Genomic DNA, 24,386 nt, shown 5'->3' with positions numbered 1-24,386 from the left:
GATCACGGCCTTAACCTCGAGCCGAACTCGGGTATCCCCGGAGCCAGTTGGGGGCATGACGTCTCCACCGGCCGCGCAACCTCGAGGAGGGGCACGTGCTTGAGCCCGCGTACCAGGCGGACGTCGTGATCGTGGGAGCCGGGGTCGCCGGGCTCTCCGCGGCGCATCGGCTGACCAGCGCAGGAGTGACGACCGCAGTCCTGGAGGCCGCCCACGGTGTGGGGGGCCGTATGTCGACGGAGAAGGTCGACGGCTTCCGGCTCGACCGCATCGGGCAGCTGCTGTCCACGGCGTATCCCGAACTGCGCCTGACACCAGGGCTCGACGGGCTGGGCCTGCGCCCCTTCGCCCCCGGTGTCCTGCTGCACAGCGACGGACGCCGGCATCGCGCGGGCGCCACCCCGGCGAACACGAGGAGCGCCCCAGGGAGCGCCACGGGAGGCGCTTCGCGGAGCACGAGGAGCGCGAGGGGCGCACTCCACGCCGTACGCGCCCTGGCGAGCGCCCCCCGTCCGGCGCCGCGTCCGACGGCGCTCCCCCGCGGCGGCACAGCCCCGCTGGGCACCGCCGTCGACCAGGCCCGCCTCGGCGCCGCGCTGGCCCGGATCGCGAGCGCCCCCGTCGAGCGCCTCCTCGCCCGCCCCGAACTCCCCGCCGCCCGGGCCCTCGCCGCCCGCGGCCTGCCCGCCCGCACGATCGACGGGTTCCTGCGGCCGCTGCTCGCCGCCCTGCTGTGCGACCCGGAGCTGACGACGTCCAGCCGCTGCGCGGACCTCGCACTGCGGGCCTTCGCGGGCGGACGGCTCTGCGTCCCGGAGGGCGGGGCGGAGGTGCTGCCGGAGCTGCTGGCGCGCTCGCTGCCGCCGGGAACGGTGCACACCGGGGTCCGGGTCACCTCGGTCTCGACGAACACGGTGACCACCGCCGAACACGGCGAGTTCCGCTGCCGCGCGGTCCTCCTCGCGACCGACGCGCGCGCCGCCGCGGAACTGCTGCCGGGCCTGCGCGTACCGGACTTCCACCAGGTGACGGTGGTCCACCACACCACCGACGAGCCCCCGGGGACCGGCACCGCGCTCCTGCTGGACGCCGACCGCGGCGGCCCGGTGGCCCACACGGCGGTGGTCAGCCACGTGGACCCGAGCCGCGCCCCCGCGGGCCGCGCCCTGATCACCTCGACGGTCCTCGGCCCGCCCCCGCCGGACGTCGACACCGCCGTACGCATGCACCTGGCCCGCCTCTACGGCACGTCGACGACCCGCTGGGAAACCCTCGCCGTCCACCACACCCCCGAGGCGGTACCGACCATGCGCGCCCCCCACGACCTACGCCGCCCGGTACGCCTCCTGGCGGGCCTGTACGTCTGCGGCGACCACCGGGACACGAGCACGGTCCAGGGGGCGCTGCATTCGGCGCATAGGGCGACGACAGCACTGCTTAGGGACCTGGGTGCGAGCGGTTCGATGCACAGGGCAGACCCTCTCCCCGCAACGCGGGCCGCATAGAGATACCTAGGGGCGCGGGGAACTGCGCGACAAGCCCCCACGCACCCGCACCCGACTACCCAAGCGCAGCCACCTTGTCCCGATACCCCCTCACCGGCGCCGCATCCTTGTACGGCTCCAGCCTCCGCTCGAAGTCCTTCACGTACTCGATCGCCCGCACCGACCGCATCTCGGCGGCGGCGTTCGCGGCCTCCGCCCCCAGCGCGCAGGCCTGATCGAGTTCACCGAGGCCGAGCCGGGCGGAGGCGAGAACGACCCGGCAGAAGAGCCGGCTGCGGGCGTACGCAGGCGCCCGCAGCTGCAGCGACCGCTCGGCATGCTGCGCCGCGGCGCGGAACTGCTGGAGGTCCCGGTGCGCGTGCCCGAACTCGTCGGCGAGCTGCGCCTCGTCGAAAAAGCGCGCCCAGTAGGGGACTTCATCCCCGGGCCGGGCCGCCTCCAGGGCGCGCTCGGCACGGACCAACGCACCCGTGCAGTTCCGCACCTCGCCGAGCACCCCATGTCCACGCGCCTCGACGGAGTGCAACAACGCCTGCACGACCGGCGGGGCGTTCGTCCCGAGCCCCTGCTGGGCGACCCGCGCCAACTGCACCGCCTCGCGCCCGTGCCCGAGATAGACGGCCTGCCGACTCATCGTGATCAGCACGTACGACCCGTAGGCCCGGTCCGCCGCCGCCTGCGCGAGCCGCAGCGACTGCACGAAGTACCGCTGCGCGAGCCCATGCGCAGCGATGTCGTACGACGTCCAGCCCGCGAGCCTGGTCAGATCGGCGGCGGCCGCGAACAGGCGGCGGCCGGTCTGCTCGCCGTAGGTGCCGCGCAGCATCGGCTCGCACTCGTGCTCCAGATAGCGCACGAGGGCCTGGCGGGCGTGGCCGCCGCCGTACATGTTGTCGAGGGAGCGGAAGAGCTCGCCGACCGAGCGCAGCGCGGCGATGTCGCCGCCGGTGACCTTCTGGCCGGGGCCGCGTTCGGCGCCGCGCTGCCGGGGGACCGCCGGGCGGCCCTGGGCGGGGACGCGGAGCGGGGGTTCGCCGCGGGCGACCTTGTCGTCGGCCCGGCCGATCAGCCAGTCCCGGCTGGGGACGACGAGGCCCGCCGGGGTGAAGGCGATCTTCCGCAGCTCCGCGTGGCTGCCGGAGTCCTTGCGCCACAGCCCGCTGACGATGTCGATGGCCTCCTCGGGGGTGGCCGCGAACTCCAGGCCCGCGTAGACGGGGGCGCAGGCGTCGAGGCCGAGATCCTGGGCGCTGAGGCGCCGGCCGAGGCGGCGGGTGAAGACCTCGGCGATGAGGGCGGGGGTGGTGCCGCGGGGCTGCTGGCCGCGCAGCCACCGGGTGACCGATGTCTTGTCGTATCTCAGATCAAGCCCGTGTTCCAGACCGAGTTGGTCCACTCGACGGGCGAGTCCCGCGTTGGAGAACCCCGCTTCTGCGATGAGCGCGGCGAGCTGGCGGTTGGGAGTGCGCTGCGCGGGTCGTTCCGTCATCTGCGGTGGTGTCTCCTGCCCGGATTGCCTGTGAGCAGCCCTTATGGCCTCTATAGGACGGCGTGAATGTAGCGGAGAGTGAGCAGGCGATCGCACACTTCCCCGTTCGTTCATCCGATCGTGTGAGGATTGACCGCACGGCTGACGCGTGACGGCGAGTCGTACAGTGGCGTAGGCACGTTTCGTGCCTTACGACAGCCGGTCGTGCTAGGGAGGCGCTTGCCGTGAGTGAGTTGCGGTTCGTCCGTATGGGGTTCGGCGCGGACGCCGTCGAGTACCAGGAGGCGTGGGACGAGCAGCGCCGGGTGCACGCGGCACGGTTCGCGGACGAGGTCCCCGACACCGTCCTGCTGCTCGAACACCCGCCGGTCTACACGGCCGGCCGGCGCACGGCCGACAACGAACGCCCGCTCGACGGCACGCCGGTCGTCGACGTGGACCGCGGCGGCAAGATCACCTGGCACGGTCCTGGGCAGCTGGTGGGCTACCCGATCCAGAAGCTGCCGCGTCCGGTGGACGTCGTGGCGCACGTACGCCGCCTTGAGGAAGCCCTGATCCGCACCTGCGCGGAGTTCGGCCTCGAGACCAGCCGGGTCGAGGGGCGCAGCGGGGTGTGGGTGCTCGGCGACCCCGTCGAGCAGCGCCCCTCGCTCGGTGGCCTGTCGCTGGACTTCGACCCCCGTCTGCACGACGAGGAGTTCGACCCGCGGATGAACGGGCCCGAGTACGCCCCGTCCAACGCCGGGCAGCGGCGCGAGGACCGCAAGATCGCGGCGATCGGCATCCGGGTGGCCAAGGGCGTCACGATGCATGGCTTCGCGCTGAACGTGAACCCGGACAACCGGTGGTTCGACCGGATCATCCCGTGCGGGATTCGCGACGCGGGCGTCGCTTCTCTGGCGAACGAGCTGGGGCGGGACGTGACGATCGACGAGGTGCTGCCGGTGGTGGAGCGGCATCTGCGGGATGTGCTGGAGAACGCCGATCTGAAGCCTCGCGAGATTGAACGGGCGACCGCCTGAGGGTGGGGAATGGAGCCCTCAGCCGAGAGGTTGGCCTCTGCTGTAGGGCCCTAGAAAACACGGGCGTACCCTGGTGTACGCCGAAGAATCGAAGCTACAGGGAGCCGATGTGTCCGCAGTCACACCCGACGGACGCAAGATGCTGCGCCTGGAGGTCCGGAACGCCCAGACCCCCATCGAGCGCAAGCCCGAGTGGATCAAGACCCGGGCGAAAATGGGTCCCGAGTACACGGCCATGCAGAAGCTCGTGAAGAGCGAGGGTCTGCACACGGTCTGCCAGGAAGCCGGCTGTCCCAACATCTACGAGTGCTGGGAGGACCGCGAGGCGACCTTCCTCATCGGCGGCGACCAGTGCACCCGGCGCTGTGACTTCTGCCAGATCGACACCGGCAAGCCCGAGGCCCTCGACCGCGACGAGCCGCGGCGGGTGGGTGAGTCCGTGGTGACCATGGACCTCAACTACGCCACCATCACCGGCGTCGCCCGCGACGACCTGGAGGACGGCGGCGCCTGGCTGTACGCCGAGACCGTGCGCCAGATCCACCAGCAGACCGCGGACCGCGAGGGCGGCCACACCAAGGTCGAGCTGCTCGCCCCCGACTTCAACGCCGTACCGGAGCTGCTCCGGCAGGTCTTCGAGTCGCGCCCCGAGGTCTTCGCGCACAACGTCGAGACGGTGCCCCGCATCTTCAAGCGCATCCGCCCCGGCTTCCGCTACGAGCGCTCCCTGAAGGTCATCACCGAGGCCCGCGACTTCGGCCTGGTGACCAAGTCCAACCTGATCCTCGGCATGGGCGAGACCCGCGAGGAGGTCAGCGAGGCGCTCCAGCAGCTGCACGACGCGGGCTGCGAGCTCGTCACCATCACGCAGTACCTGCGGCCCTCCGTGCGCCACCACCCCGTGGAGCGCTGGGTCAAGCCGCACGAGTTCGTGGAGCTGAAGGAGGAGGCCGAGCAGATCGGCTTCTCGGGTGTCATGTCGGGCCCGCTCGTCCGGTCCTCCTACCGGGCCGGCCGGCTCTACCAGATGGCCGTCGAGAAGCGTGGTTCGTTCGTCGCCTCGCAGGCCGTCTGAGCCGCACTGGAGAACAACTGGATGGCACGGAGTGCCACGCACTCCGTGTGAATCCGAGCACAAGCAACTACCGCACGGTAGTGGCCGATTGGCGCGGTCCTGGACGTCCCCGCAGATGGGGGCGTCATCAGGGCCGCGTCAGCGTTTTCGGGCCGCATATCAAGGCTTCATTGGTGTTTGACCGGTCGGTCACGCCCTGGTAACACCAATCAGTGACCCTGGTTGTACAGCCCGTGCACCATTCACCAGAGCCGTAATCCCTGAGGGGGGACCTCCATCATGCAGGCCGCGCCCGTTCGCGCCACCGCCATCCCATCGTTCACCGATGCACTCCGTGCCGTCGAGTCGCTGCTCATGAGCAGCGGCCAGCGCACCGCCCGCCGCAACGCCTGGACGTCCGTCCTGGAGGACCGCCGCCGCGCCAAGGACCGGGTCGAGGCCCAGCAGGTCCTGGAGAAGGCGCTCGCCTCCCGTCCGTGACGCCGGCGGTCGTCGGGAGACTGCCGTCGTCGGCGCTCCCGGGGCCACGTAGACTTCGTGGCATGGCGAGAAGTGACAGCGCGGCGGATGCCGCAAACCCCGGGCGTCTGAAGCAGATCGCCCTGACGTACAAGATGACCCGCAGGGCCGACAAGACGATCGGTCTGGTGCTCGCGGGTGTCTTCCTCCTCATCCTCGGTGTCTTTCTCGCGTTCGGTTTCCTGATCGGACACCCGGTCTACCTCGGCATCCTGGGCCTCCTGCTCGCCTTCCTCGGGACGGCGATCGTGTTCGGGCGCCGGGCCGAGCGGGCCGCCTTCGGGCAGATGGAGGGACAGCCGGGCGCCGCCGCGGCCGTGCTCGACAACATCGGCCGGGGCTGGACGACGACCCCCGCGGTGGCGATGAACCGCAGCCAGGACGTGGTGCACCGGGCCGTCGGCAAGGCCGGCATCGTGCTGGTCGCGGAGGGCAACCCGAACCGGGTGAAGACCCTGCTGGCCGCCGAGAAGAAGAAGATGAACCGCATCGTCGCGGACGTGCCGGTGCACGACCTGATCGTGGGCACGGGCGAGGACCAGATCCCGCTGAAGAAGCTGCGCACCTCGATGCTCAAGCTGCCGCGCGTGCTGACCGGCCCCCAGGTGACCGCCACCAACGACCGGCTGCGCGCGATGGGCGACCTGATGAGCAACATGCCACTCCCGAAGGGGCCCATGCCGAAGGGCATGAAGCTGCCGAAGGGCGGGCCGAAGGCACGCTGATCGACCTCCGACAGAGAAGGGGGCGCCGGGACTGATCCCGGCGCCCCCTTCGTCGTACGAGGTTCAGATCCGTACCTCGACCGTGCCCGCCAGCCGGTCGTGCAGGCCGCGGCCGTCGCGGTCCCAGATCAGGGCCGGGACCGCCAGGCAGAGCAGGACGGAGCGCAGCAGGGCGCGCAGCGGCTTGACCTGGCCGGTGCCCGCCTCGACGACGCGGAGGCCGAAGAGCCGCTTGCCCGGCGTGAAGCCGATGGTGCCGACGGTGAGGACGCTCATCACGAAGAAGACCAGCAGCGCCCAGTTCGAGGTCGCCGGGGCTTCGTAGCCCTGAGTGATCAATTGGGATGCAATCAGGATGCTCATCCCCCAGTCCACGGCCAGGGCGCCCAGGCGCCGGCCCGGCCGGGCGATGGAGCCCGGCCCCTCCTCGGGCAGCCCCAACTGCTGACCGCGGTATCCGAAGTCCACACCGGCTTCCTCGGCGGCCGCACGGGGGCCGGAGAGCCACGATCCGATTGCTTCCCTCTTGTCCACCCGTCCACGGTACTGCCCGCGTTTCGGGATACGGACAGGTGGGGTGGATCGGAAGGTGTCCGGTTAACTTGTGCGAAACAAATGGGTCACGCCTGAGAAATCACGCGTCCCTAGGGTCGAGGACAGCGTGTGCCACCGCACTGGCAGCACGAACGAACTACCACCCCGGCACGGAACCGTCGGGAGTAGGAGGAGCTGGATGTTCCAGAACGCCGACGAGGCCAAGAAGTTCATCGCGGACGAGGACGTCAAGTTCGTCGACGTCCGCTTCTGCGACCTGCCGGGCGTCATGCAGCACTTCACGCTGCCCGTCGAGGCGTTCGACCCGGACGAGGAGCTCGCGTTCGACGGTTCGTCGATCCGTGGCTTCCAGGCCATCCACGAGTCCGACATGGCGCTGCGCGCGGACCTCTCGACCGCCCGGGTCGACCCCTTCCGCCGCGACAAGACGCTGAACATCAACTTCTTCATCCACGACCCGATCACGGGCGAGCAGTACTCCCGTGACCCGCGCAACGTGGCGAAGAAGGCCGAGGCCTACCTCGCGTCGACCGGTATCGCGGACACCGCGTACTTCGGTCCCGAGGCCGAGTTCTACGTCTTCGACAGCGTCCGCTTCGCCACCTCGGCGAACGAGAGCTTCTACCACATCGACTCCGAGGCGGGCGCCTGGAACACCGGCGCCCTCGAGGACAACCGTGGTTACAAGGTCCGCTACAAGGGCGGCTACTTCCCGGTCCCGCCGGTCGACCACTTCGCCGACCTGCGTGCCGAGATCTCCCTGGAGCTGGCCAAGTCCGGCCTTCAGGTCGAGCGCCAGCACCACGAGGTGGGCACCGCCGGCCAGGCCGAGATCAACTACAAGTTCAACACGCTGCTCGCCGCGGCCGACGACCTCCAGCTCTTCAAGTACATCGTGAAGAACGTGGCCTGGCGCAACGGCAAGACCGCGACCTTCATGCCGAAGCCGATCTTCGGTGACAACGGCTCGGGCATGCACGTCCACCAGTCGCTGTGGAGCAACGGCGACCCGCTGTTCTACGACGAGGCCGGCTACGCGGGTCTGTCGGACACCGCCCGCTACTACATCGGCGGCATCCTCAAGCACGCCCCGTCGCTGCTCGCCTTCACCAACCCGACGGTGAACTCGTACCACCGTCTGGTCCCGGGCTTCGAGGCGCCGATCAACCTGGTGTACTCGCAGCGCAACCGCTCCGCGGCCATGCGTATCCCGATCACGGGCTCCAACCCGAAGGCCAAGCGCGTCGAGTTCCGTGCGCCCGACTCCTCCGGCAACCCGTACCTGGCGTTCTCGGCGCTGCTGCTCGCGGGCCTGGACGGCATCAAGAACAAGATCGAGCCGGCCGAGCCGATCGACAAGGACCTCTACGAGCTGGCTCCCGAGGAGCACGCGAGCGTCGCGCAGGTCCCGACCTCGCTCCCGGCCGTCCTCGACCGCCTCGAGGCCGACCACGAGTTCCTGCTCGCCGGTGACGTCTTCACGTCCGACCTGATCGAGACGTGGATCGACTTCAAGCGCGCGAACGAGATCGCTCCGCTCCAGCTGCGTCCGCACCCGCACGAGTTCGAGCTCTACTTCGACGTGTGATCGACGCGTAGTCCGTACGACGGCGCCCCCGCCCCTGTTTTCCAGGTGCGGGGGCGCCGTCGTATGGTTTCCGGCACTACTGTTCGAAGAAAGTTGACGGGGGTCACGGACATGGCCGAACGGGACGACGAGGACCGGGAGTTCGACATCCGCTGGGCCGACGCCGCCGAGCTCAAGGAGCCCTCGGCCCGGGCCCGGATGCTGGCCGCCCGCTGGAAGGAGAACCCTCCGGAGCCGCAGCCGTTCCGTGCCGACCCGGAGGGAGTGTCCCGACCGCGCTCGGGCTGGGCCTCGGCGGCCATCGTGTTCGGGATCGTGGCGGTGGTCATCGTGCTGCTGGGGTACAGCGGGTTCCGGGCGCCGTACTAGGCGGGGCGCTGAGCAGGTAAATCGCGCGCCCGTTCGGGGCCCGGTCGCTTACGCTCGCCGGACCTACAGAGGCGGGCAGGGGGCGTGGGCGTGGACATCATGGACGGGAACGCGGCGGCGGTGCGGCTCGCCGAGGGGGCGTCGCTGCGAGAGGCGTTCGACACCGCCGCCCCGGCCGCCTGGACCGCGCTGGACGCCGGGACGCGGGTTCTCACCCGGGCGCCGGGCGAGTACGCGTGGAGGTCGGTCTGGGAGCAGACCGACAGCGGGCGGCTGCTCGTCAAGGTCCTGGGCCGGGAGCGGCGCCTGCTGCCCCGTGGCGTCCGCCTCACCGAGTCCCAGCTGGCGCTCGGCCTGTGCCACCGGGACGGCCGGGTCCGGCAGTCCGCGCTGGAGCGGGTCGGCGAGCACCCGGAACTGCTGCCTCTGGTGGTGGTGCGCTGTGCCGACTGGGTTGCCCAGGTGCGCGACCGGGCCCGGGAGCGGCTGACGGAGTTGCTGGACGCCGAGGGCGCGGCCCGGCTGATCCCGCTGATCCTGCGGGTGGGGCGCCGCGGGCGGGGCGACTTCGCCGCCGATCTGGCCACCGCGCTGCTGAGCCGCGCGCCCCGCGAGATCCTCGAACCGCTGTGCCGGCACACCGACCGTGCCGTACGCCGCTACGCCCACCGTCTCGTCATCGCGGGCCGTCTCCTCTCCCCCGCCGAACTCGCCCGCGCCGCCGCCCGCGACGACGACACCGTCGTCCAGGATCTGTGCGCCGATGCGGCGCTGGCCGCCGTGGTGGCGGAGGGTCCGCGGGACGACGTACTCGAACCGCTCCTCGCCGCGCGGAATCCGCGGGCGCGGGCCGCCGGGGTCACCGCCTTGCGGCGGGCCGGGATGCCTGAGCGGGCCGCCGGGTTCCTCGGGGACCGGGCGGGGCGGGTGCGGGCCTGTGCGCGGTACGTGGTGCGGCAGTACGGGGGTGATCCGGCGGCCTGGTACCGGGAGCGGTGTGCCGGTGCGGAGGTGTCGCCGGGGGTCGTCAGTGGGCTCGCGGAGTGCGGGGAGCGGGCGGACGCGGGGGTGTTGTGGGGCTTGACCTCGTACGCCGTGCCTGCCGTGCGGGCGCGGGCCGTGGCGGGGCTGCGGAGCCTGGATGTGTCGGACGTGGCGCGGTTCGCGGCGCTGCTCGACGACCCCGATCCGGGTGTGGTGCGGGAGGCGACGGTGGCGCTGGTGCCCTCGGCGCGGTCGTTGGACGAGGAGTGGCTGTTGGGGCGGCTCGCGGCGGAGCGGGCGCGCGCGGTGCGGGTGTCCGCGTTCCGGTTGCTCCACCAGCACAGCGGTCTCGTACGGCTGCGGGCCGCGGTCGCGCTCATCGACGACCCGGACGACAAGCTGCGGCACGCGGCCCGGCAGGCCGTGCAGCACTGGCATCCGACCGCGGATGTGCCCCACGGGGTGGCCGAGGTGGGTGAGCTGCTCGACCGGGGGCGGGAGCTGTTCAGTGAGTACGTGTTGCGGCGGCGCAAGTGGGAAGCGGGGCTTCCGGCTTGAGCCTTTGCCCGTCCCAGGGCTGATCGCGACCGCTTCATGGTGGGGCCGGGTGCACACTGGGCAGTGGGACGAGTGCCTGACTGCGGGGTGATGCAGATGCGGAGCCGCTTCCGGAGTGATCGGCGGCTGACCGTGCGGATGACGGTCACGCTGTTCCTGCTCGGGCTGTTGTACGTCGTCTTCGTGGGCGCGTTGATCGTGCTGTTGAAGTCCTGGGTGCTGGTCGTGGTCGTGGTGGCCGCGATGCTCGGGGCGCAGTACTGGTTCTCCGACCGGGTCGCGCTGTTCGCGATGCGGGGCCGGGTCGTGGAGCGGGAGGAGTATCCCGAGCTGCACGGGGTCGTCGACCGGCTGTGCGCCATCGCGGACATGCCCAAGCCCGTCGTCGCCGTCTCCCACATGGACATGCCGAACGCGTTCGCCACCGGGCGGAACCCCGAGCACGCCGTGGTGTGCGTGACCGACGGGCTGCTGCGGCGGCTGGAGAAGGACGAGCTGGAGGGTGTCCTCGCGCACGAGCTGTCGCATGTGGCGCACAAGGACGTCGCCGTGATCACCGTCGCCTCGTTCCTGGGCGTCATCGCCGGGCTGATCGTGCGGTTCGCGTTCTACTCGCAGGTCTTCGGCGGGCGGAAGGACCAGAACACCGCCGTCGTCTTCGCCGCCGTCATGGGCGTCTCGGCGGCCGTGTACGCGCTCAGCTTCCTGCTCATCCGGGCGCTGTCCCGGTACCGGGAGCTGGCCGCCGACCGGGCCGCGGCGCAGCTGACGGGGCGGCCCTCGGCGCTGGCCTCCGCGCTGACCAAGGTGTCCGGGGACATCGCCCGGATTCCCACCAAGGACCTGCGGACCGCGCAGGCCTTCAACGCCTTCTACTTCACCCCGGCCACCGGCAGGGAGCCCGGCATCGAGCGGTACTTCTCCACCCACCCGACCCTGGAACAGCGCCTCGATCAACTGGGCAGGATCTCCGCCGAGTTGGGCGAGGCCGCCCGGCCCGGGAAGACGGAGTAGCGGATGGGGCTGTTGGACATCCTGCTCGGGCGCACCAAGCCGGTCGCGCCCGATCTCGACCGGCTCTTCGCCCTGCCGTCGGCGGCGGTGACGCTGGAGGCCGCGGCGGGGTTCACCCCGTCCGGGAGCGGTGCGGTGTGCTTCGCGACTGTCGAGGGCGCGGCGTTCGAGCAGACGCACCGCGAGGTGCAGGCGCTGCTGGACGCGGACGCCGACCGCGACGGCCCCCCGGTCGAGCTGCGGCGGGACGACTACGGCTACTCCTGGCTGGTGTCGCAGCGCGCCCCGGACCAGCTGCATCTGCTGGTCAACGATCTGCACGCGGTGAACTCCTCGATGGAGGTCAACGGCTTCGGCCCGCAGCTGCTGTGCTCGCTCGCGGGCTTCCGGGACGACGCGGGCCGCACGCTGGCGCTGGTCTACCTCTACAAGCGCGGCACCTTCTACCCGTTCGCGCCGCTGCCCGGTGGCGGGCAGCGGCGGGACAACGCGCTGGAGCTGCGGGTGAAGGCGGCGCTCGCGGACGATCTACGGCTCGAACAGGATCTGAGCCGCTGGTTCCCGGTGTGGGGCGCCCCCGGTCTGTGACCTCACCGGCCAGGGGCTACCCGTACGGGTCTCACTTGCTCTTCTCGCGCTCCTGGCGGCGGGACTCGAAGGGACGCTCGCGACGGTAGCGGCGCTCCCACTTGGCCTGCTTGTCCCGGCGGTCGCGGTATGCGCGGTAGTCGCTGGGCATCATCCCGCCGCCGGACGACGAGCCGCCCCTGGACGAGGTGGCGGACGTCCCGCGCCCGTACTGCATGTACAGGAACAGCACGGCGACGGCGGCGAGCCAGTAGATGTGGTTCCCGAATCCTAAGACGACCAGAACTGCGGTCCCGGCCATGACGATGGTGCCCATCAGTGGCCTCCGTGTGCGTGGGTGGGTGAGCAGCAGAGTAGTGCCGAACGCGCAGAGTGACGCCCGCCCTGCGGAAAGCAGAGGTGGCGGCTCCGCAACGGGTGTCCAGCGTAGGGAGTCCGTCACTCGGCGTGCATCTCCTTTTCCCGCGGCCTAGAGTCGGGCGAAACGGAAGTTTCATAACTACTCCCTACATAAGGGGTGCCTGGGATGAGTGATCTCTTCGTCATCGCCTACGACGACCTCGCCACCGCCCATCAGGTCCGCGACAAGGTCGTCGAGCTGTCCAAACAGCATCTCGTCGAGCTGGAGGACATCGTGGTCGTCGAGCGGCGTGACGACGGCAAGATCAAGCTGCATCAGGCCGTCAACCACACCACCGTGGGCGCGGCCGGCGGCGCCCTGTGGGGCGGCGTGATCGGGCTGCTGTTCCTCGCCCCGCTGCTCGGCGCGGCGGTGGGCGCGGCGGCCGGCGCGGCCGGGGGCGCGATCACCGACACCGGCATCAACGACAACTTCATGAAGGAGCTCAGCCAGAATCTGCGTCCGGGTGCCGCGGCCCTGTTCGTCCTGGTCAAGCAGGCCGCGCAGGACAAGGTGATCCCGCAACTCATGCCGTTCGGCGGCCAGTTGGTGCAGACCTCGCTGAGCCAGGCCGACGAGGACCATCTGCGCGAGGCGATCAGGGCGGCGCAGAAGACGACCGCCTGAGGCCCGTTCGCCGTGATCGAATGAGGGCATGCTCTCCTCCTTCACCTTCGGTCATGACGGCGAACGGCTCAGCGGGGTGCAGTGCGGCGGTGGTCCGGGTCGGGCCACCGCCGTCGTGCTGCACGGGGCCGGCAACGGCAGCAAGGAGCGGCTGACGCCGGTGCTGGCGGAGTTCGCCGGCCGTGGCTGCGGGGTGCTCGCCCTGGACTTCTCCGGGCATGGTGAAAGCAGCGGCGAGCTGGCGGAGTTGAGCCTGCGCCGCCGGTTCGAGCAGGCCGCCGCGGTGATCGACGCGCGCGTCCCGGCAGGCGATCCACTGATCCTGGTCGGGTTCAGCATGAGCGGGCAGACGGTCGCGGATCTCGTACGGCACTACGGGCGGCGCGTGTCGGCGATCGGCCTGTGCTCGCCCGCGGTGTACGCGGCCGAGGCGTGGGAGGTGCCTTTCGGGGACGGCGACGGGCGGTTCAGCGAGATCATCCGCACCCCGGACAGCTGGCGCGAGGCACCCGCGCTCGACGGGCTGCGGGCCTACGAGGGCCGGGCGGTGCTGGCGGTGCCGCGTCACGATCCGGTGATCCCGGCGGCGGTGACCGAGGCCGTGCAGGACGCGCTGGCCGCACGGTCGCAGTTCACCCGCCTCGAATTCCCCGACGCCGGGCACCGGTTGGGCGTCTGGTTCCACGATCACCCGGACGACCTGCGGGAGTTCGCCGACGCGCTGCTGGTCGACGGCTGGACCGCGACCCGCACCTGGCTGGCCAAGCAGCTCCCCGAGGGCCGTACGGTCGCCACCACCCGTTTCCTGTCGGGCGGTTGGAGCTCACAGATGCGCGGGCTCACCCTCGACGACGGCACGGAGCTGGTACTGCGCTCCTTCGTGAAGCCCTTCTTCCGGCACCACGCCCCCGGGCTCCTCGCCCGCGAGGCGGCGATCCTCACGCTGCTCGCCGGAGCGGACGGCATCCCGGCCCCTGAGCTGCTCGCCGTGGACGCCACCGCCGAACTCGCCGATCATCCCAGCCTGTTGATGACCCGGCTGCCGGGCCGGGTGCGGGTGGACGAGGACGATCTCGTACGGCGCCTCGACCTGCTGGCGGGGCAGCTCGCCCGTATCCATGCCGTCGTACCGGAAGAACGACCGCGGACGTATCAGGCGTGGACGTCTCCCGAGCGGGTGCGGGTGCCGGAGGGCGCGATGTGGGAGCGGGCCGTAGACGTCATCCGGCGCGAGCCGCCGGCGTACGAAGGGGTCTTCCTGCACCGGGACTTCCACCCGGGGAACGTGCTCTTCGCCGAGGGGCGGATCACCGGGGTCGTCGACTGGGTGGAGACCTCGTGGGGGCCGGCCGACCTGGACGTGGCGCACTGCTCGACGGCGCTCGCGCTGCTGCACGGGCCGGAACACGGGCTGGCGTTCCGGAAACGGTACGAGGCGCGCGGCGGGCGGCAACTCGCCGACGGGGCCGACCACTTGTACTGGCGGCTGCTCGACGCCCTCGGTTACGCCCCCGACGCGGCGAAGCTGGCCGGGCCGTGGCGCGAGCTGGGGCGGAGCGATCTGACGCCGGAGGTGCTGGGCGGGCGGCTGGAGGCTTATGTGGGCGGGTTGTTGGAGCGGTACGCCTGAGGGACGGAGCCCGGTCACGCGGCTGTCCCAGCTGCCAACCCGGCGCCGGTGGTCAGGGCAGCGCCGAGCCGGTGCCGAGCCGGTCAACCCAGGCGTAACTCCCCCCGGAGTATCCGCGCCGCCACGGACTGCGCGGAGGCACCCTCCGTGAGCGCGTGCGCCCTGATCAGTTCCAGCGCGTCCTCCACCGGGCGGTCGAGCTGTACGGCGAGCATCCCGGCCGCCTGGTGCACCGTGGCCCGCACGTCCAGGCCGCCGTAGAGGCCGGGTTCGCCGTCCGGGCTCAGGATCATGGAGCGGGTGAGCGCCTCGGCGATCTCGGCGAGGAAGGCGGAGCCGATGACGCCCGGTGCGGGGTCGAAGACGGCGAGGGCGCCCACGCAGGCGCCTGACAGGCTCAACGGCACCGCGGCGACCTCGGCCATGCCGAGCTCGGCGAGAGCGGGCCCGTAGCGGGGCCACCGGGCCGTCATCACCGCGCCGGACGCCGAGACCGGGCGGGCCCGCCGGATGGCGTCCCGGGCCGGTCCCTCGCCGATCAGGAACTCCAACTCCAGGGCGGCGCGCGCCGGTTCGTCGGAGGCGGCCAGGGCCAGCTGGTCCGGGGTGGCGCCGACCAGGGTGAGGGCCACGCTGCCGGTGCCGCAGGCCGCCGCGACGCCGGCCATGAACAGCGGCTGCGGGGTGTCCCGTTGGTGTGTCCAGGTGGTCAGCCGGGCCACGTAGTCGTCTTGCAGCCGGGCCGCGGTGAGATGGCAGGCCGCGGTTGCCCGGTGGAGTGCCGCGACCCGCGCGTGGACGTCTCGGAGGGTCTCGGTGGGCGCCTTGTCGGCGAGGGCCGTGTGCCGTTCGGCACAGCTGGTCTCGTGCGCCGAGCGGGCGCGCGCCACAGCCGCTCTGCGCTCCGCGGAAGCCAGCAGCTCCCCGGCCCCTCCTCCGGTGGGCATAGCGGAATCGTACGCCTGGACGCCGCAGGCGGAGGCGGCCGTTCGGCCTCTGCCCCGCCACGTCCGAGCGGGTCACACCTCCGGTGCCGCCGTCACCACGCCCGCGGCGATCGCGGCGCCCAGGGTGGTGTGGTCGGTGGTGGTCTGGCCGGCGTAGGAGCGGGCGAACTCGGCGATCGCGTGGTCGAAGGTGTCGCCGCCGCCCAGGTAGGCGGCGATGGCGATGCGGTCGCCGGAACGGGCGTGGGCGCGGGCCAGGGCGGTGCCGCACAAGCGGGCGTACGTGGTGAGTTCCGCGGGGCTCATCCCGGCGACCTCCGCCGAGCCCTTCATGTCGCGCAGCTGCCGCCAGTAGTAGGCGCGTCCCTGCGGTCCGCTCATCCAGCCCAGGAAGATGTCACTGGCGGCCTGGAGCAGTCGCTGGCCGGCGACGACCCGGTGCCCGGGGTGGACGTACGGCCCGCTCGGCAGGTGCTCCTCCAGTACGGACTTCCGCGCCTCCTTGATCTGCAGGAACAGCGGGTCGTCCGCGTCCCGGCCGGCCAGCAGCACGATGAAGCAGCGGGTGCCGACGCTGCCGACGCCGACGACCTTGCGGGCGGCGTCGACGAAGCGGTAGCGGTCCAGGAGGAGGCGGCGTTCCTCGGAGAGGGTGGAGCGGTAGTCGCTGAAGATCTTGCGCAGGGCGGCCATGTCGGGGACGCCGGCGGGTTCGAGGAGCGGCGGGTCCTGGATGATCCGGCGGCGCCCGTCGACGACCTCGGTCAGCTTGCCGAGCGCCTGGAGGCTGGTGCGGCGGCGGGCCCGGGTGAGGGTCGACTGGGCGCGGCGGCGATGGCGGGTGGAGCGGACCAGGGGGAGCAGGGTGTCGGCGTCCAGACGCTCGTACCAGACGGCCAGTTCGCCGAGCCGGGAGAGCCGGCGCATCGACGTGCGGTACGCGGCGGTCGCCTCCACGGCCGCGCGGTGCGCCTTCGTCTCGCTGTGGCCGTTCTCGCGGGCGGCCACGACGACGCTCGCGGCGAGGCGTTTGACGTCCCACTCGAAGGGGCCGGGGAACGTCTCGTCGAAGTCGTTGAGGTCGAAGAGGAGTGCGCGTTCCGGGGAGGCGTAGAGGCCGAAGTTGAGGAGGTGGGCGTCGCCGCAGAGCTGCACGGTGAGGCCGGTGTGGGGCCGGGCGGCGAGGTCGGTGGCCATCACGGCGGCGGCGCCGCGCAGGAAGGCGAACGGGGAGGCCGACATCCTGCCGTATCTGATCGGCAGCAGCTCCGGCAGGCGGTCACGGCCCTGGCGTTCCAGGACGGCGACGGGGTCGGGGCGGTCGAGGGAGGGGACCCAGCCGGCGTGGGCTGAGCGGGGGACGCGTTTGCGGGCGGCTCGTCCTTGGGCGGCGCGGTCGCTCGGGCTGCCGGAGTTTCCGGCGAGGCCGGGGGCACCGGGGTTTCCGGGGGCGCTCATCCGCCGTGCCTCTGCATCGCGCCTCCCGATTTCGCCGTGCCGGCTGACCCCTGGTGTCGGACACCTCCTGATCGCAGGGAAGCGTGGGACGGGGGCGGGCGCATGTGGAGTACGGCGATCGGGTGACGGGGGCGAGGGCGGGACATGAGCGACGGGTGCCGGGGACCGCGCAGAACACGGCACCCGGCACCCCACGGCTCACCGCGCGTATCGCATCAGCGCCCGCACCATGTGGCACGTCGTGTCCGACGGCGGGTGCACGCCGATCGTCTCCGCTGTGCTCCGTATCTTCTCGTTGCGCGCCTGGTTCGGCAGGTACACGCCCGAGTCGAGCAGGGCGATGGCGAGCCGCATCGCCTTCAGGCGGCGGTTGTGCGTGATGTACCACTCGCGGGGCCGGCCCGGCGGCAGCGGGCGCTTCTCCACGGGGGCGTACGGCAGGTCGAGCAACACCGGGTGCTGGACGGTCGACTGGGTGGGCAACGGCTTCAGAGCGGCAGCGGGCACAGGCATCCTCCTGTCGCGGTGAGGGTGTCGGAACGGGGGTTCGGCAGCCCCCCAACACCCTCGAACATGTCTTCTAGTGTACCGCCAGGCACTGACAAAATGCCCTGGCCACAGGCGCTTTGAGAGGACCTCAGGGGTACCTTTGACCCCATGGAGATCTGGATCAACCCGGCCTGTTCCAAGTGCCGCAGCGCCATCAGCCTGCTTGATGCCGAGGGGGCCGACTACACCGTCCGCCGCTATCTGGAGGACGTGCCGAGCGAGGACGAGATCAGGGCCGTGCTCGACCGGCTCGGCCTCGAACCGTGGGACATCACCCGCACCCAGGAGGCCGACGCCAAGGAGCTCGGGCTCAAGGACTGGGCGCGGGACGAGACTTCGCGGGAGCAGTGGGTCAAGGCGCTCGCCGAGCACCCCAAGCTGATCCAGCGGCCGATCATCACGGCGGACGACGGCACGGCGGTGGTCGGCCGCAGCGAGGAGGCCGTCCGGGACGCTCTGTCCCGTTAAGCAACTGGATGTCGGGCGGCGGGAGTTCAGGGGCCGCACGCTGTTACCCTCCGCCGCCATGACCTTCGGTGATCAAGGAATGCCGTACGGAGCCGTGGACCCGTACGCCCAGTGGGTGGCGGAGCAGGAGCGGATACGCAGACGTCGGCGCACCCGGCGGGTGGTGGCCGCGGGGACGGGTGTCCTGCTCGTCGCGGCGATCACCGCGGGGGCCGTGCTGTACACGGACGGGGACGACCGGGGCGTAGCCGCCGCGGCCTCTTCCCCGGCGGTCCCCTCCGTCTCCGTCACGCTCCCCTCCGACGCGCCCTCCTCCCTGCCCTCGTTGCTCTCCCGGCCGGTCATCCGCCCGGAGCAGGCCTTCCCGGCGAAGAGCGTGCGGCTGGCCGACGGTTCCCGCTACGAGCGTGTCGACCTGGCCACCACCTCCGACTGCGCCGAGGGCATGGCGCCGGAGCTGGCCGCGCTGATCGCCCAGGGCCAGGGGTGCGAGCGGCTGACCGCCGCGCTGTTCACGGACGCCGACCGGCGCTCGCAGGTGACGGTGACCGTGCTGAGCTTCCGGCGCGTCGAGGACGCCTCGTCGGTGTTCGCGATGGCGTCGATGGACCCGGTGACCTATCAGGTCGTGTCGCTCGATCCGCCGCCCGAGGCCGGGCTGCCGACGGTGCCGCCCGGGTCGGCGGGGGTGTTCCGGCGGCTGATGACCGTGCGGTCCGTGGTGTTCGCCAACGGGCAGTGGGGGGACGGCTCGGAACAGGACGAGGCCGCGATCACCGAGCAGACGGAGGACCTTCTCCAGTACGTCGACGACAACGTCGTCGCCTACGAGGACCCGGACTCGGTGTGAGGCGCAAGCGAAGTCCGCTGTGACGTACGTTACTTCAGTGACTCCTGTAACCGCTGAGTAACCTCGTTCGGTATCTCGTACATAGCGGCGTACGCTCCCCTACCTCTTCAGGAGGCGCGCATGTCGCGCAGGAGAACCCTCAGTACGGGCAAGAAGATCGCGCTGTTCGTGGGCGCGGCGTCGGTGGCGGGCGGTGGGGCCTTCGTCATGGCGAGCACGTCGAACGCCTCCCAGGCACAGCAACCGCAGACGAAGGCGGCCGACTCGGGCGTCTGCCAGGGGCTCGCCACCGCCCTCGGCAACAACCAGAAGTTCATCGACGGCCAACGCGCCGCTCCGGACGCGCAGTCGGCGGCCCGGATCGCCAACCGTGAAGCGGTCATCGAGCAGATCAAGGTGCAGCAGAAGGCGTCCGGGTGCGCCGTTGGGGAGTCGGCTCAGGGCTCCCAGGCGGCGCAACCGGCGACTCCGGCCGCACCGAGCGCAGCGCCCAGTGCCGCCGCGAGCGCGCCGGCCGCCGCCTCGGGGCAGCAGGTCTGCAACGGCTCCACCGTCACCCTCTCCGGTGAGGGCGGGGCGCCCGCCGCGTCCAGCAACCAGTTCCCGGCGGGGACGAAGCTGAAGGTCACCAACCTGGACAACAACAAGTCCACGACGGTGGAGGTCACTTCGGTCTCGGGCAGCTGTGTCCTGTTGAACAACGCCGCCTTCGAGCAGGTCCGGGAACCGGGCAAGTTCCTGATCCGGCGAGCCGTGATCGAGAAGGTGGGGTGAGGTTCAACGACGTAGGAACTCCGTGAGGCGGCGGCCCAGTTCGGCGGGTGCCGACTGCGGCAGCGCGTGATGGGAGACACCGGGGACCACCACCGTCTCGACGCGCGGCATCAGTTCACCCGCCCTCGCCGTCACCTTGTACGTGTCATGTGTCCTGCTGTTCGCGGCCACGAGCAGCAGGACCGGCACGTCAAGCCCGCGCAGGGCGTCGGCCGACGGGCGCGGGCCGGTCACCGGCTTCGTCACGGAGGGGAAGCCGGCGGCCGTCTCCTGGAGGCGGAGCCAGTCGGGGTCGAGCGGCACTCCCCCGGTCTCCCACTTCAGGAAGGCCCGGACGCGGTGGGGCGCGGGCCGCAGCAGCATCGGCAGGGCGTGCAGCAGATACGCCGGGCGGTATCCGGCGAAGCACTGGGTGGGGTCCAGCAGGAACAGGCTGCGTACGCGTCCCCGCACGCGCGCGTTCAGGGCGTGGTGCAGGGCGACGAAGGCACCGTACGAGTGCCCGCCCAGGTCCGTCTCCTCGATGTCGAGGCCGTCGAGGACCGCGTCCAGCCATGCCGCCAGGTCGGCGACCGTACGGGGGTGACGGTCGGCGGCCGGGACGCTGCGGCCCGCGTCGCCGATCAGGTCGACGGCGTGGACGCGGTGGGTGCGGGCCAGGTCGGCGGCCTGGGCGTACCAGGACGCGGAGGTCGCGCCCCCGCCGGGCAGCAGGACGAGCGGGGGCGCGCCGGCCGGTCCGCACACGGTGACGTGGGTCGTACCGAAGGGCGTGGGGACCCGGACCGCCTCGCGCTCCGCGGGCCACTTGGCCATGACCTTGTCGTAGGCCGCCTGGAAAGCGTCGTCGTCGTACGTGCTCATCGAGCCCTCCCCTATTATCTCGTTGAGCGAGATGTTCGACGAGCGAGACAATAGCCGAGGAGCGGCATGAGCGGCACGACACCCCAGGGTTCCGAGATGGAGATCGTCCATCTGCTGCGCGCGGTCACCGTCGAGCTCGGTCTGCACAGCGCCCGGTTCGCGCAGCGCCACGCCATGCACCCGACGGACGTGCGGGCCCTGATCGCCCTCATGGACGCCGCACGCGCGCGTGAGGAGATGACGGCCGGACGGCTCGGGGCCGCGCTCGGCCTGAACTCGGCGGGCACGACCGCGCTGGTCGACCGGCTGGAGCGGGCCGGGCACGTCCGACGGGTGCGCGGGGAGCGGGACCGGCGCAAGGTCGTGATCGAGGTGAGCGAGGAGGCCGTCGAGCTCGGACAGGCCTTCTTCGGGCCGCTGATCGACCGGACCGTGGGACTGCTGGAGGGGTACGACGAGCGGGAGAAGGCGGCGATCCGGGGGTTTCTGCACGGGGTGCGGGACGCGGCGGCGGGGCAGGACTGAGCCGCCAACCCCATCGCATACGAGCCGGCCCGGGCGGTCCGCCTGTCGGCTTTCCGTGCCGCTCTCCTCTCACCGCCCCGCCCTCACAGCGTGAGACGCGCCACAGAACGACCAGGTAACACGGGGTTCACATTCGAGCAATGACCGGGAAATCGCCTGTTGACAGGCTCGCGCACATCAAGCGCGGCGTTTCAGTGCCGCAGCGCCGCAGCACCCCGCAGCACCCGCAAGTGCGCCTAGAGACCCACCCCCGAAGGATGTGGCCCGTGACCTTCAAGGCTGAGTACATCTGGATCGACGGCACCGAGCCGACGGCCAAGCTCCGTTCCAAGACGAAGATCCTGGCGGACGACGCCAAGGGCGCGGAGCTGCCGATCTGGGGCTTCGACGGGTCCTCCACCAACCAGGCCGAGGGGCACTCCTCGGACCGCGTGCTCAAGCCGGTCTTCTCCTGCCCGGACCCGATCCGCGGCGGCGACGACATCCTGGTCCTGTGTGAGGTCCTCGACATCGACTTCACGCCGCACTCCTCCAACACCCGTGCCGCGCTGGCCGAGGTCGCCGAGAAGTTCGCCGCCCAGGAGCCGATCTTCGGCATCGAGCAGGAGTACACCTTCTTCAAGGACGGCTACCCGCTCGGCTTCCCCAAGGGCGGCTTCCCGGCCCCCCAGGGCGGCTACTACTGCGGTGTCGGCGCCGACGAGATCTTCGGCCGTGACGTCGTCGAGGCGCACCTGGAGAACTGCCTGAAGGCCGGTCTCGGCATCTCCGGCATCAACGCCGAGGTCATGCCCGGCCAGTGGGAGTTCCAGGTCGGCCCGCTGTCCCCGCTCGAGGTCTCGGACCACATGTGGGTGGCCCGCTGGCTGCTCTACCGCACCGCCGAGGACTTCGGCATCTCCGCGACCCTCGACCCCAAGCCGGTCAAGGGCGACTGGAACGGCGCCGGCGCGCACACCAACTTCTCCACCAAGGCGATGCGCGAGGGCTACGACGCGATCATCACCGCGTGCGAGTCGCTCGGTGAGGGCTCCAAGCCGCTGGACCACGTCAAGAACTACGGCGCCGGCATCGACGACCGCCTGACCGGTCTGCACGAGACCGCCCCGTGGAACGAGTACTCCTACGGTGTCTCCAACCGTGGCGCCTCGGTCCGCATCCCGTGGCAGGTCGAGAAGGACGGCAAGGGCTACATCGAGGACCGCCGTCCGAACGCCAACGTCGACCCGTACGTCGTGACGCGCCTGATCGTCGACACCTGCTGCTCCGCGCTGGAGAAGGCCGGCCAGGTCTGAGCAGCACGCTTGTAGCTTCCTGAGGGGCGTCCACCTTCGCGGTGGGCGCCCCTCGGCGCGTTGTCAGTGGGGTCTGCCATGGTGGGGGCATGGAGATCGACGAGGGCCTGCTCGCCATCAAGGTGGAGACCGAGAACTGCCAGACGCACACCCGGATTTCGGCGGCGCGCCTGCGGGAGCTGGTGCACCGCATCGGGGGTACCGGCGACCACTTCCTGATCGTGCAGCGGATACCGGACCGGCCGGCGGTCTTCATCCAGGTCGCCCACGAGCCGGGTGGCGTCTACGAGTTCCAGCACCGCACCGGCCCCGTCCCGTACATGTGGGTCACCGAGGTCACGGACCCGGACCTGGTAGCGGACGTCATGGCGCGCTGGGCCCGGCAGGAGGACGGCTGGGACACGGGGATCGTCTGGCAGCGCGACGAACTCGGGGCGCCCCAGGAGGTGCCCACGCCGGACCCGGAGGTCGCCGCCGAGGCCGAGGAGCAGGTGCGCGAGATGCTCGCCGACGGCTACCTCGGCATCGAGGAGATCATCCGCGAGACCGCCTATCTCCTGGAGGACCGGTTGTCCGCCGCGCAGGCCCGGCCGATCGTGGAGCGGCTGTGGCTGATGGGGGTCCCCCCGGTTCGAGCGAAGCCGAGAACTGGGGGAGGGTCGAGGAGCAGGAGTCCTGGACCGAGCCGACCGACCCGGACCGGCTGGAGCGGGCGTTCGCGGCCCTGGAGCGGGCCGGCATCGTGGCCCGCGAGAACTTCACCTGCTGCCGCACCTGCGGAATGGGCGAGATCGGCGCCGAGATGGCCGACCGGGAAGGGGGCGCGCGGGGCTTCGTCTTCTTCCACCACCAGTGCACCCGCAGCGCGGCCGAAGGACACGGACTGTCCGTCTACTACGGCGACTTCGACAACACCCCGCAGGGCAAGGCCGCGGTCGGCCGTGAGATCGTCGCCGCCCTCGACTCCGTGGGACTGTCCACCCAGTGGGACGGCGATCCGTCCAAGGCCATCACCGTCACGCCCCTGAACTGGCGCAAACGCCTGGTGGGGTGACGTACGCAACGTCGGTTTCCCGTCAAGGAAGCGTCCAAGCTGTGAGAGGAGGGTCCTGTTGCGGGGCTGTGTCTGCTTCAATGTGGGCATGGCCAGCTTCCAGAACCCCACCGCGACAGGTCGCCATGACCTCGAGCCGTTCTGGCCTTCCCGTCAGCACCACGACTTCGACCGGGTGTGTTGCCGCGCGATGAACGCGCGGGCCCTCTAAAGCCGTACACACCCCGTCCGGCCTTCGGCCAGCGCGCAGTCGATCCACGTCTTGGGACGACCCGTCCCCGGGACGACCTTCTCGCGCGAAAGAGCTGACCCTCATGGCGACCACTCGTTCCCTGTCCCCCGCCCCCTTCGGCACCGCCCCGGCCGAGCACGGCCCCCGGCACCGGCTCCGGGCCGTCGGCCCCGACGACGTACTGGACGTGGCCGACTTCCTGCCGCCGGGTGCCACCTGGCTGCCCGCCCCGCAGCACGCGCTGCCCACGCTGCCGGGCCAGCCGCCGATGATCGGCTACCTGGTGCTGGTCCCGGCCGACCAGCAGCCGCCGCTGCTGCCGACCGAGCCGGACGCCGCAGGCGTCGGCGGTGCCGGCGACCCGCTCGTCCGCATCGACACCGTGCAGCGCACCGCCGAGGTGAACGGCGTCGAACTCGACCTCACGTACCTGGAGTTCGAGCTCCTCGCCCACCTCGTCGCCAACCCGCACCGGGTGCACACCCGCGACCAGCTGGTCACGACGGTGTGGGGCTACGGCCACGTGGGCGACGGCCGCACCGTCGACGTCCACATCGCCCGGCTCCGCCGCAAGCTGGGCGCCCAGCACCGGCAGGCGATCCAGACGATCCGCCGGGTGGGCTACAAGTACGCGCCGCCGACCGGCCGCTGACCTCACGGAAAGCTGTCTGCTGACGGCAGAGGCCCGTTCCGGACGGCCGCCCCACCAGGCAGAGTCTCCC

General features: G+C 71.2%; 25 protein-coding genes and 1 pseudogene. 19 read left to right on the top strand and 7 right to left on the bottom strand.

Features of this window, described 5'->3' with window-relative positions:
- Positions 1-95: 95 nt before the first annotated feature.
- Positions 96-1,505: an NAD(P)/FAD-dependent oxidoreductase gene (locus tag IQ210_RS33430; protein ID WP_194082920.1), complete on the top strand. Its 1,410-nt coding sequence runs from the start codon at positions 96-98 to the stop codon at positions 1,503-1,505.
- A 55-nt stretch (positions 1,506-1,560) separates the two neighbouring features.
- Here IQ210_RS33430 and IQ210_RS33425 read toward each other — a convergent pair whose 3' ends face one another.
- Positions 1,561-2,994 (bottom strand): regulator, encoded by a 1,434-nt coding sequence (locus IQ210_RS33425; protein ID WP_194082919.1) that lies wholly within the window; start codon positions 2,992-2,994, stop codon positions 1,561-1,563.
- Positions 2,995-3,218: 224 nt separating this feature from the next.
- On the opposite strand from IQ210_RS33425, the gene lipB reads away from it, so the two are divergent.
- From lipB to IQ210_RS33405, 4 genes are all read left to right on the top strand, one after another.
- On the top strand, positions 3,219-4,016 hold the full coding sequence (gene lipB, locus IQ210_RS33420; RefSeq protein WP_126271483.1) for a lipoyl(octanoyl) transferase LipB: 798 nt from the start codon (positions 3,219-3,221) through the stop codon (positions 4,014-4,016).
- 109 nt (positions 4,017-4,125) lie between these two features.
- A complete protein-coding gene (gene lipA / locus IQ210_RS33415; protein WP_194082918.1) occupies positions 4,126-5,091 on the top strand; it encodes a lipoyl synthase in 966 nt (321 codons plus the stop codon).
- A gap of 279 nt (positions 5,092-5,370) precedes the next feature.
- Entirely contained in the window at positions 5,371-5,571 is a 201-nt protein-coding gene (locus IQ210_RS33410; protein WP_079312874.1) for an SCO2195 family GlnR-regulated protein, read from the top strand.
- A gap of 62 nt (positions 5,572-5,633) precedes the next feature.
- Positions 5,634-6,335 (top strand): DUF4191 domain-containing protein, encoded by a 702-nt coding sequence (locus IQ210_RS33405; RefSeq protein ID WP_097263131.1) that lies wholly within the window; start codon positions 5,634-5,636, stop codon positions 6,333-6,335.
- A 63-nt stretch (positions 6,336-6,398) separates the two neighbouring features.
- Here the strand turns inward: IQ210_RS33405 and IQ210_RS33400 are convergent, their stop codons facing one another.
- Positions 6,399-6,869, bottom strand: a complete 471-nt coding sequence (locus IQ210_RS33400; RefSeq protein WP_194082917.1) for an RDD family protein — start codon at positions 6,867-6,869, stop codon at positions 6,399-6,401.
- A gap of 199 nt (positions 6,870-7,068) precedes the next feature.
- Between IQ210_RS33400 and glnA the strand changes: the two genes are divergently transcribed.
- The 5 genes from glnA (at position 7,069) to pspAB (ending at position 11,991) form a co-directional block, all read left to right on the top strand.
- Positions 7,069-8,478, top strand: a complete 1,410-nt coding sequence (glnA, locus tag IQ210_RS33395) for a type I glutamate--ammonia ligase (RefSeq protein WP_194082916.1) — start codon at positions 7,069-7,071, stop codon at positions 8,476-8,478.
- 111 nt (positions 8,479-8,589) lie between these two features.
- The gene (locus tag IQ210_RS33390) at positions 8,590-8,847 is read left to right on the top strand and encodes an SCO2583/SCO2584 N-terminal domain-containing protein (protein ID WP_194082915.1); all 258 of its coding nucleotides are present in this window, start codon (positions 8,590-8,592) and stop codon (positions 8,845-8,847) included.
- A gap of 99 nt (positions 8,848-8,946) precedes the next feature.
- A complete protein-coding gene (locus IQ210_RS33385) occupies positions 8,947-10,389 on the top strand; it encodes a hypothetical protein (protein ID WP_194082973.1) in 1,443 nt (480 codons plus the stop codon).
- A 96-nt stretch (positions 10,390-10,485) separates the two neighbouring features.
- A complete protein-coding gene (gene htpX / locus IQ210_RS33380; RefSeq protein WP_194082914.1) occupies positions 10,486-11,403 on the top strand; it encodes a zinc metalloprotease HtpX in 918 nt (305 codons plus the stop codon).
- Between the two features lie 3 nt (positions 11,404-11,406).
- Positions 11,407-11,991, top strand: a complete 585-nt coding sequence (gene pspAB, locus IQ210_RS33375) for a PspA-associated protein PspAB (protein ID WP_194082913.1) — start codon at positions 11,407-11,409, stop codon at positions 11,989-11,991.
- A gap of 31 nt (positions 11,992-12,022) precedes the next feature.
- Here pspAB and IQ210_RS33370 read toward each other — a convergent pair whose 3' ends face one another.
- Positions 12,023-12,307, bottom strand: coding sequence for a hypothetical protein (locus IQ210_RS33370; protein WP_194082912.1), 285 nt, complete (start codon positions 12,305-12,307; stop codon positions 12,023-12,025).
- 210 nt (positions 12,308-12,517) lie between these two features.
- Between IQ210_RS33370 and IQ210_RS33365 the strand changes: the two genes are divergently transcribed.
- Positions 12,518-13,018: a DUF1269 domain-containing protein gene (locus IQ210_RS33365; protein ID WP_194082911.1), complete on the top strand. Its 501-nt coding sequence runs from the start codon at positions 12,518-12,520 to the stop codon at positions 13,016-13,018.
- Between the two features lie 28 nt (positions 13,019-13,046).
- Positions 13,047-14,648, top strand: coding sequence for an alpha/beta fold hydrolase (locus tag IQ210_RS33360; RefSeq protein ID WP_194082910.1), 1,602 nt, complete (start codon positions 13,047-13,049; stop codon positions 14,646-14,648).
- Positions 14,649-14,731: 83 nt separating this feature from the next.
- Here the strand turns inward: IQ210_RS33360 and IQ210_RS33355 are convergent, their stop codons facing one another.
- The 3 genes from IQ210_RS33355 to IQ210_RS33345 form a co-directional block, all read right to left on the bottom strand.
- Positions 14,732-15,595 (bottom strand): GAF and ANTAR domain-containing protein, encoded by an 864-nt coding sequence (locus tag IQ210_RS33355; RefSeq protein WP_194082909.1) that lies wholly within the window; start codon positions 15,593-15,595, stop codon positions 14,732-14,734.
- A gap of 72 nt (positions 15,596-15,667) precedes the next feature.
- Positions 15,668-17,053 carry a DUF2252 domain-containing protein gene (locus IQ210_RS33350; RefSeq protein WP_194082908.1) on the bottom strand — a complete coding sequence of 462 codons (1,386 nt, stop codon included), beginning with the start codon at positions 17,051-17,053 and terminating at the stop codon, positions 15,668-15,670.
- Positions 17,054-17,251: 198 nt separating this feature from the next.
- Positions 17,252-17,560, bottom strand: a complete 309-nt coding sequence (locus IQ210_RS33345; protein WP_126271494.1) for a hypothetical protein — start codon at positions 17,558-17,560, stop codon at positions 17,252-17,254.
- 150 nt (positions 17,561-17,710) lie between these two features.
- On the opposite strand from IQ210_RS33345, the gene IQ210_RS33340 reads away from it, so the two are divergent.
- The 3 genes from IQ210_RS33340 (at position 17,711) to IQ210_RS33330 (ending at position 19,694) form a co-directional block, all read left to right on the top strand.
- On the top strand, positions 17,711-18,070 hold the full coding sequence (locus tag IQ210_RS33340) for an arsenate reductase family protein (protein ID WP_194082907.1): 360 nt from the start codon (positions 17,711-17,713) through the stop codon (positions 18,068-18,070).
- A gap of 58 nt (positions 18,071-18,128) precedes the next feature.
- Positions 18,129-18,920, top strand: coding sequence for a hypothetical protein (locus IQ210_RS33335; RefSeq protein WP_194082906.1), 792 nt, complete (start codon positions 18,129-18,131; stop codon positions 18,918-18,920).
- A gap of 120 nt (positions 18,921-19,040) precedes the next feature.
- On the top strand, positions 19,041-19,694 hold the full coding sequence (locus IQ210_RS33330) for an RlpA-like double-psi beta-barrel domain-containing protein (RefSeq protein WP_194082905.1): 654 nt from the start codon (positions 19,041-19,043) through the stop codon (positions 19,692-19,694).
- A 3-nt stretch (positions 19,695-19,697) separates the two neighbouring features.
- Here IQ210_RS33330 and IQ210_RS33325 read toward each other — a convergent pair whose 3' ends face one another.
- Complete coding sequence (locus IQ210_RS33325) at positions 19,698-20,558, bottom strand: alpha/beta fold hydrolase (protein WP_194082904.1); 861 nt, start codon at positions 20,556-20,558, stop codon at positions 19,698-19,700.
- A 66-nt stretch (positions 20,559-20,624) separates the two neighbouring features.
- On the opposite strand from IQ210_RS33325, the gene IQ210_RS33320 reads away from it, so the two are divergent.
- The 4 genes and pseudogenes from IQ210_RS33320 to IQ210_RS33305 all read left to right on the top strand — a co-directional run bounded on the left by IQ210_RS33320 (position 20,625) and on the right by IQ210_RS33305 (position 24,316).
- On the top strand, positions 20,625-21,083 hold the full coding sequence (locus IQ210_RS33320; RefSeq protein ID WP_194082903.1) for a MarR family winged helix-turn-helix transcriptional regulator: 459 nt from the start codon (positions 20,625-20,627) through the stop codon (positions 21,081-21,083).
- Between the two features lie 266 nt (positions 21,084-21,349).
- Positions 21,350-22,378: a glutamine synthetase gene (gene glnII / locus IQ210_RS33315; protein WP_194082902.1), complete on the top strand. Its 1,029-nt coding sequence runs from the start codon at positions 21,350-21,352 to the stop codon at positions 22,376-22,378.
- 89 nt (positions 22,379-22,467) lie between these two features.
- Positions 22,468-23,432: pseudogene (locus IQ210_RS33310) on the top strand (DUF6891 domain-containing protein).
- Positions 23,433-23,746: 314 nt separating this feature from the next.
- Positions 23,747-24,316, top strand: a complete 570-nt coding sequence (locus IQ210_RS33305) for a winged helix-turn-helix domain-containing protein (protein WP_194082901.1) — start codon at positions 23,747-23,749, stop codon at positions 24,314-24,316.
- Positions 24,317-24,386 lie beyond the last annotated feature (70 nt).

The organism is Streptomyces justiciae, from assembly GCF_015163075.1.
GTDB lineage: Bacteria > Actinomycetota > Actinomycetes > Streptomycetales > Streptomycetaceae > Streptomyces > Streptomyces justiciae.
The sequence above is the reverse complement of the archived record's forward strand: the minus strand, read 5'-3'. Positions and strand labels throughout refer to the sequence as shown.

Excerpts from the sequence above, each read along its gene's own strand:
- IQ210_RS33425 (WP_194082919.1), bottom strand. The coding sequence starts at position 2,994 with ATGACGGAACGACCCGCGCAGCGCACTCCCAACCGCCAGCTCGCCGCG.
- IQ210_RS33410 (WP_079312874.1), top strand. The coding sequence starts at position 5,371 with ATGCAGGCCGCGCCCGTTCGCGCCACCGCCATCCCATCGTTCACCGAT.
- IQ210_RS33405 (WP_097263131.1), top strand. The coding sequence starts at position 5,634 with ATGGCGAGAAGTGACAGCGCGGCGGATGCCGCAAACCCCGGGCGTCTG.
- glnA (WP_194082916.1), top strand. The coding sequence starts at position 7,069 with ATGTTCCAGAACGCCGACGAGGCCAAGAAGTTCATCGCGGACGAGGAC.
- IQ210_RS33390 (WP_194082915.1), top strand. The coding sequence starts at position 8,590 with ATGGCCGAACGGGACGACGAGGACCGGGAGTTCGACATCCGCTGGGCC.
- IQ210_RS33385 (WP_194082973.1), top strand. The coding sequence starts at position 8,947 with ATGGACGGGAACGCGGCGGCGGTGCGGCTCGCCGAGGGGGCGTCGCTG.
- htpX (WP_194082914.1), top strand. The coding sequence starts at position 10,486 with ATGCGGAGCCGCTTCCGGAGTGATCGGCGGCTGACCGTGCGGATGACG.
- pspAB (WP_194082913.1), top strand. The coding sequence starts at position 11,407 with ATGGGGCTGTTGGACATCCTGCTCGGGCGCACCAAGCCGGTCGCGCCC.
- IQ210_RS33370 (WP_194082912.1), bottom strand. The coding sequence starts at position 12,307 with ATGGGCACCATCGTCATGGCCGGGACCGCAGTTCTGGTCGTCTTAGGA.
- IQ210_RS33365 (WP_194082911.1), top strand. The coding sequence starts at position 12,518 with ATGAGTGATCTCTTCGTCATCGCCTACGACGACCTCGCCACCGCCCAT.
- IQ210_RS33360 (WP_194082910.1), top strand. The coding sequence starts at position 13,047 with ATGCTCTCCTCCTTCACCTTCGGTCATGACGGCGAACGGCTCAGCGGG.
- IQ210_RS33355 (WP_194082909.1), bottom strand. The coding sequence starts at position 15,595 with ATGCCCACCGGAGGAGGGGCCGGGGAGCTGCTGGCTTCCGCGGAGCGC.
- IQ210_RS33350 (WP_194082908.1), bottom strand. The coding sequence starts at position 17,053 with ATGAGCGCCCCCGGAAACCCCGGTGCCCCCGGCCTCGCCGGAAACTCC.
- IQ210_RS33340 (WP_194082907.1), top strand. The coding sequence starts at position 17,711 with ATGGAGATCTGGATCAACCCGGCCTGTTCCAAGTGCCGCAGCGCCATC.
- IQ210_RS33335 (WP_194082906.1), top strand. The coding sequence starts at position 18,129 with ATGACCTTCGGTGATCAAGGAATGCCGTACGGAGCCGTGGACCCGTAC.
- IQ210_RS33330 (WP_194082905.1), top strand. The coding sequence starts at position 19,041 with ATGTCGCGCAGGAGAACCCTCAGTACGGGCAAGAAGATCGCGCTGTTC.
- IQ210_RS33325 (WP_194082904.1), bottom strand. The coding sequence starts at position 20,558 with ATGAGCACGTACGACGACGACGCTTTCCAGGCGGCCTACGACAAGGTC.
- IQ210_RS33320 (WP_194082903.1), top strand. The coding sequence starts at position 20,625 with ATGAGCGGCACGACACCCCAGGGTTCCGAGATGGAGATCGTCCATCTG.
- IQ210_RS33305 (WP_194082901.1), top strand. The coding sequence starts at position 23,747 with ATGGCGACCACTCGTTCCCTGTCCCCCGCCCCCTTCGGCACCGCCCCG.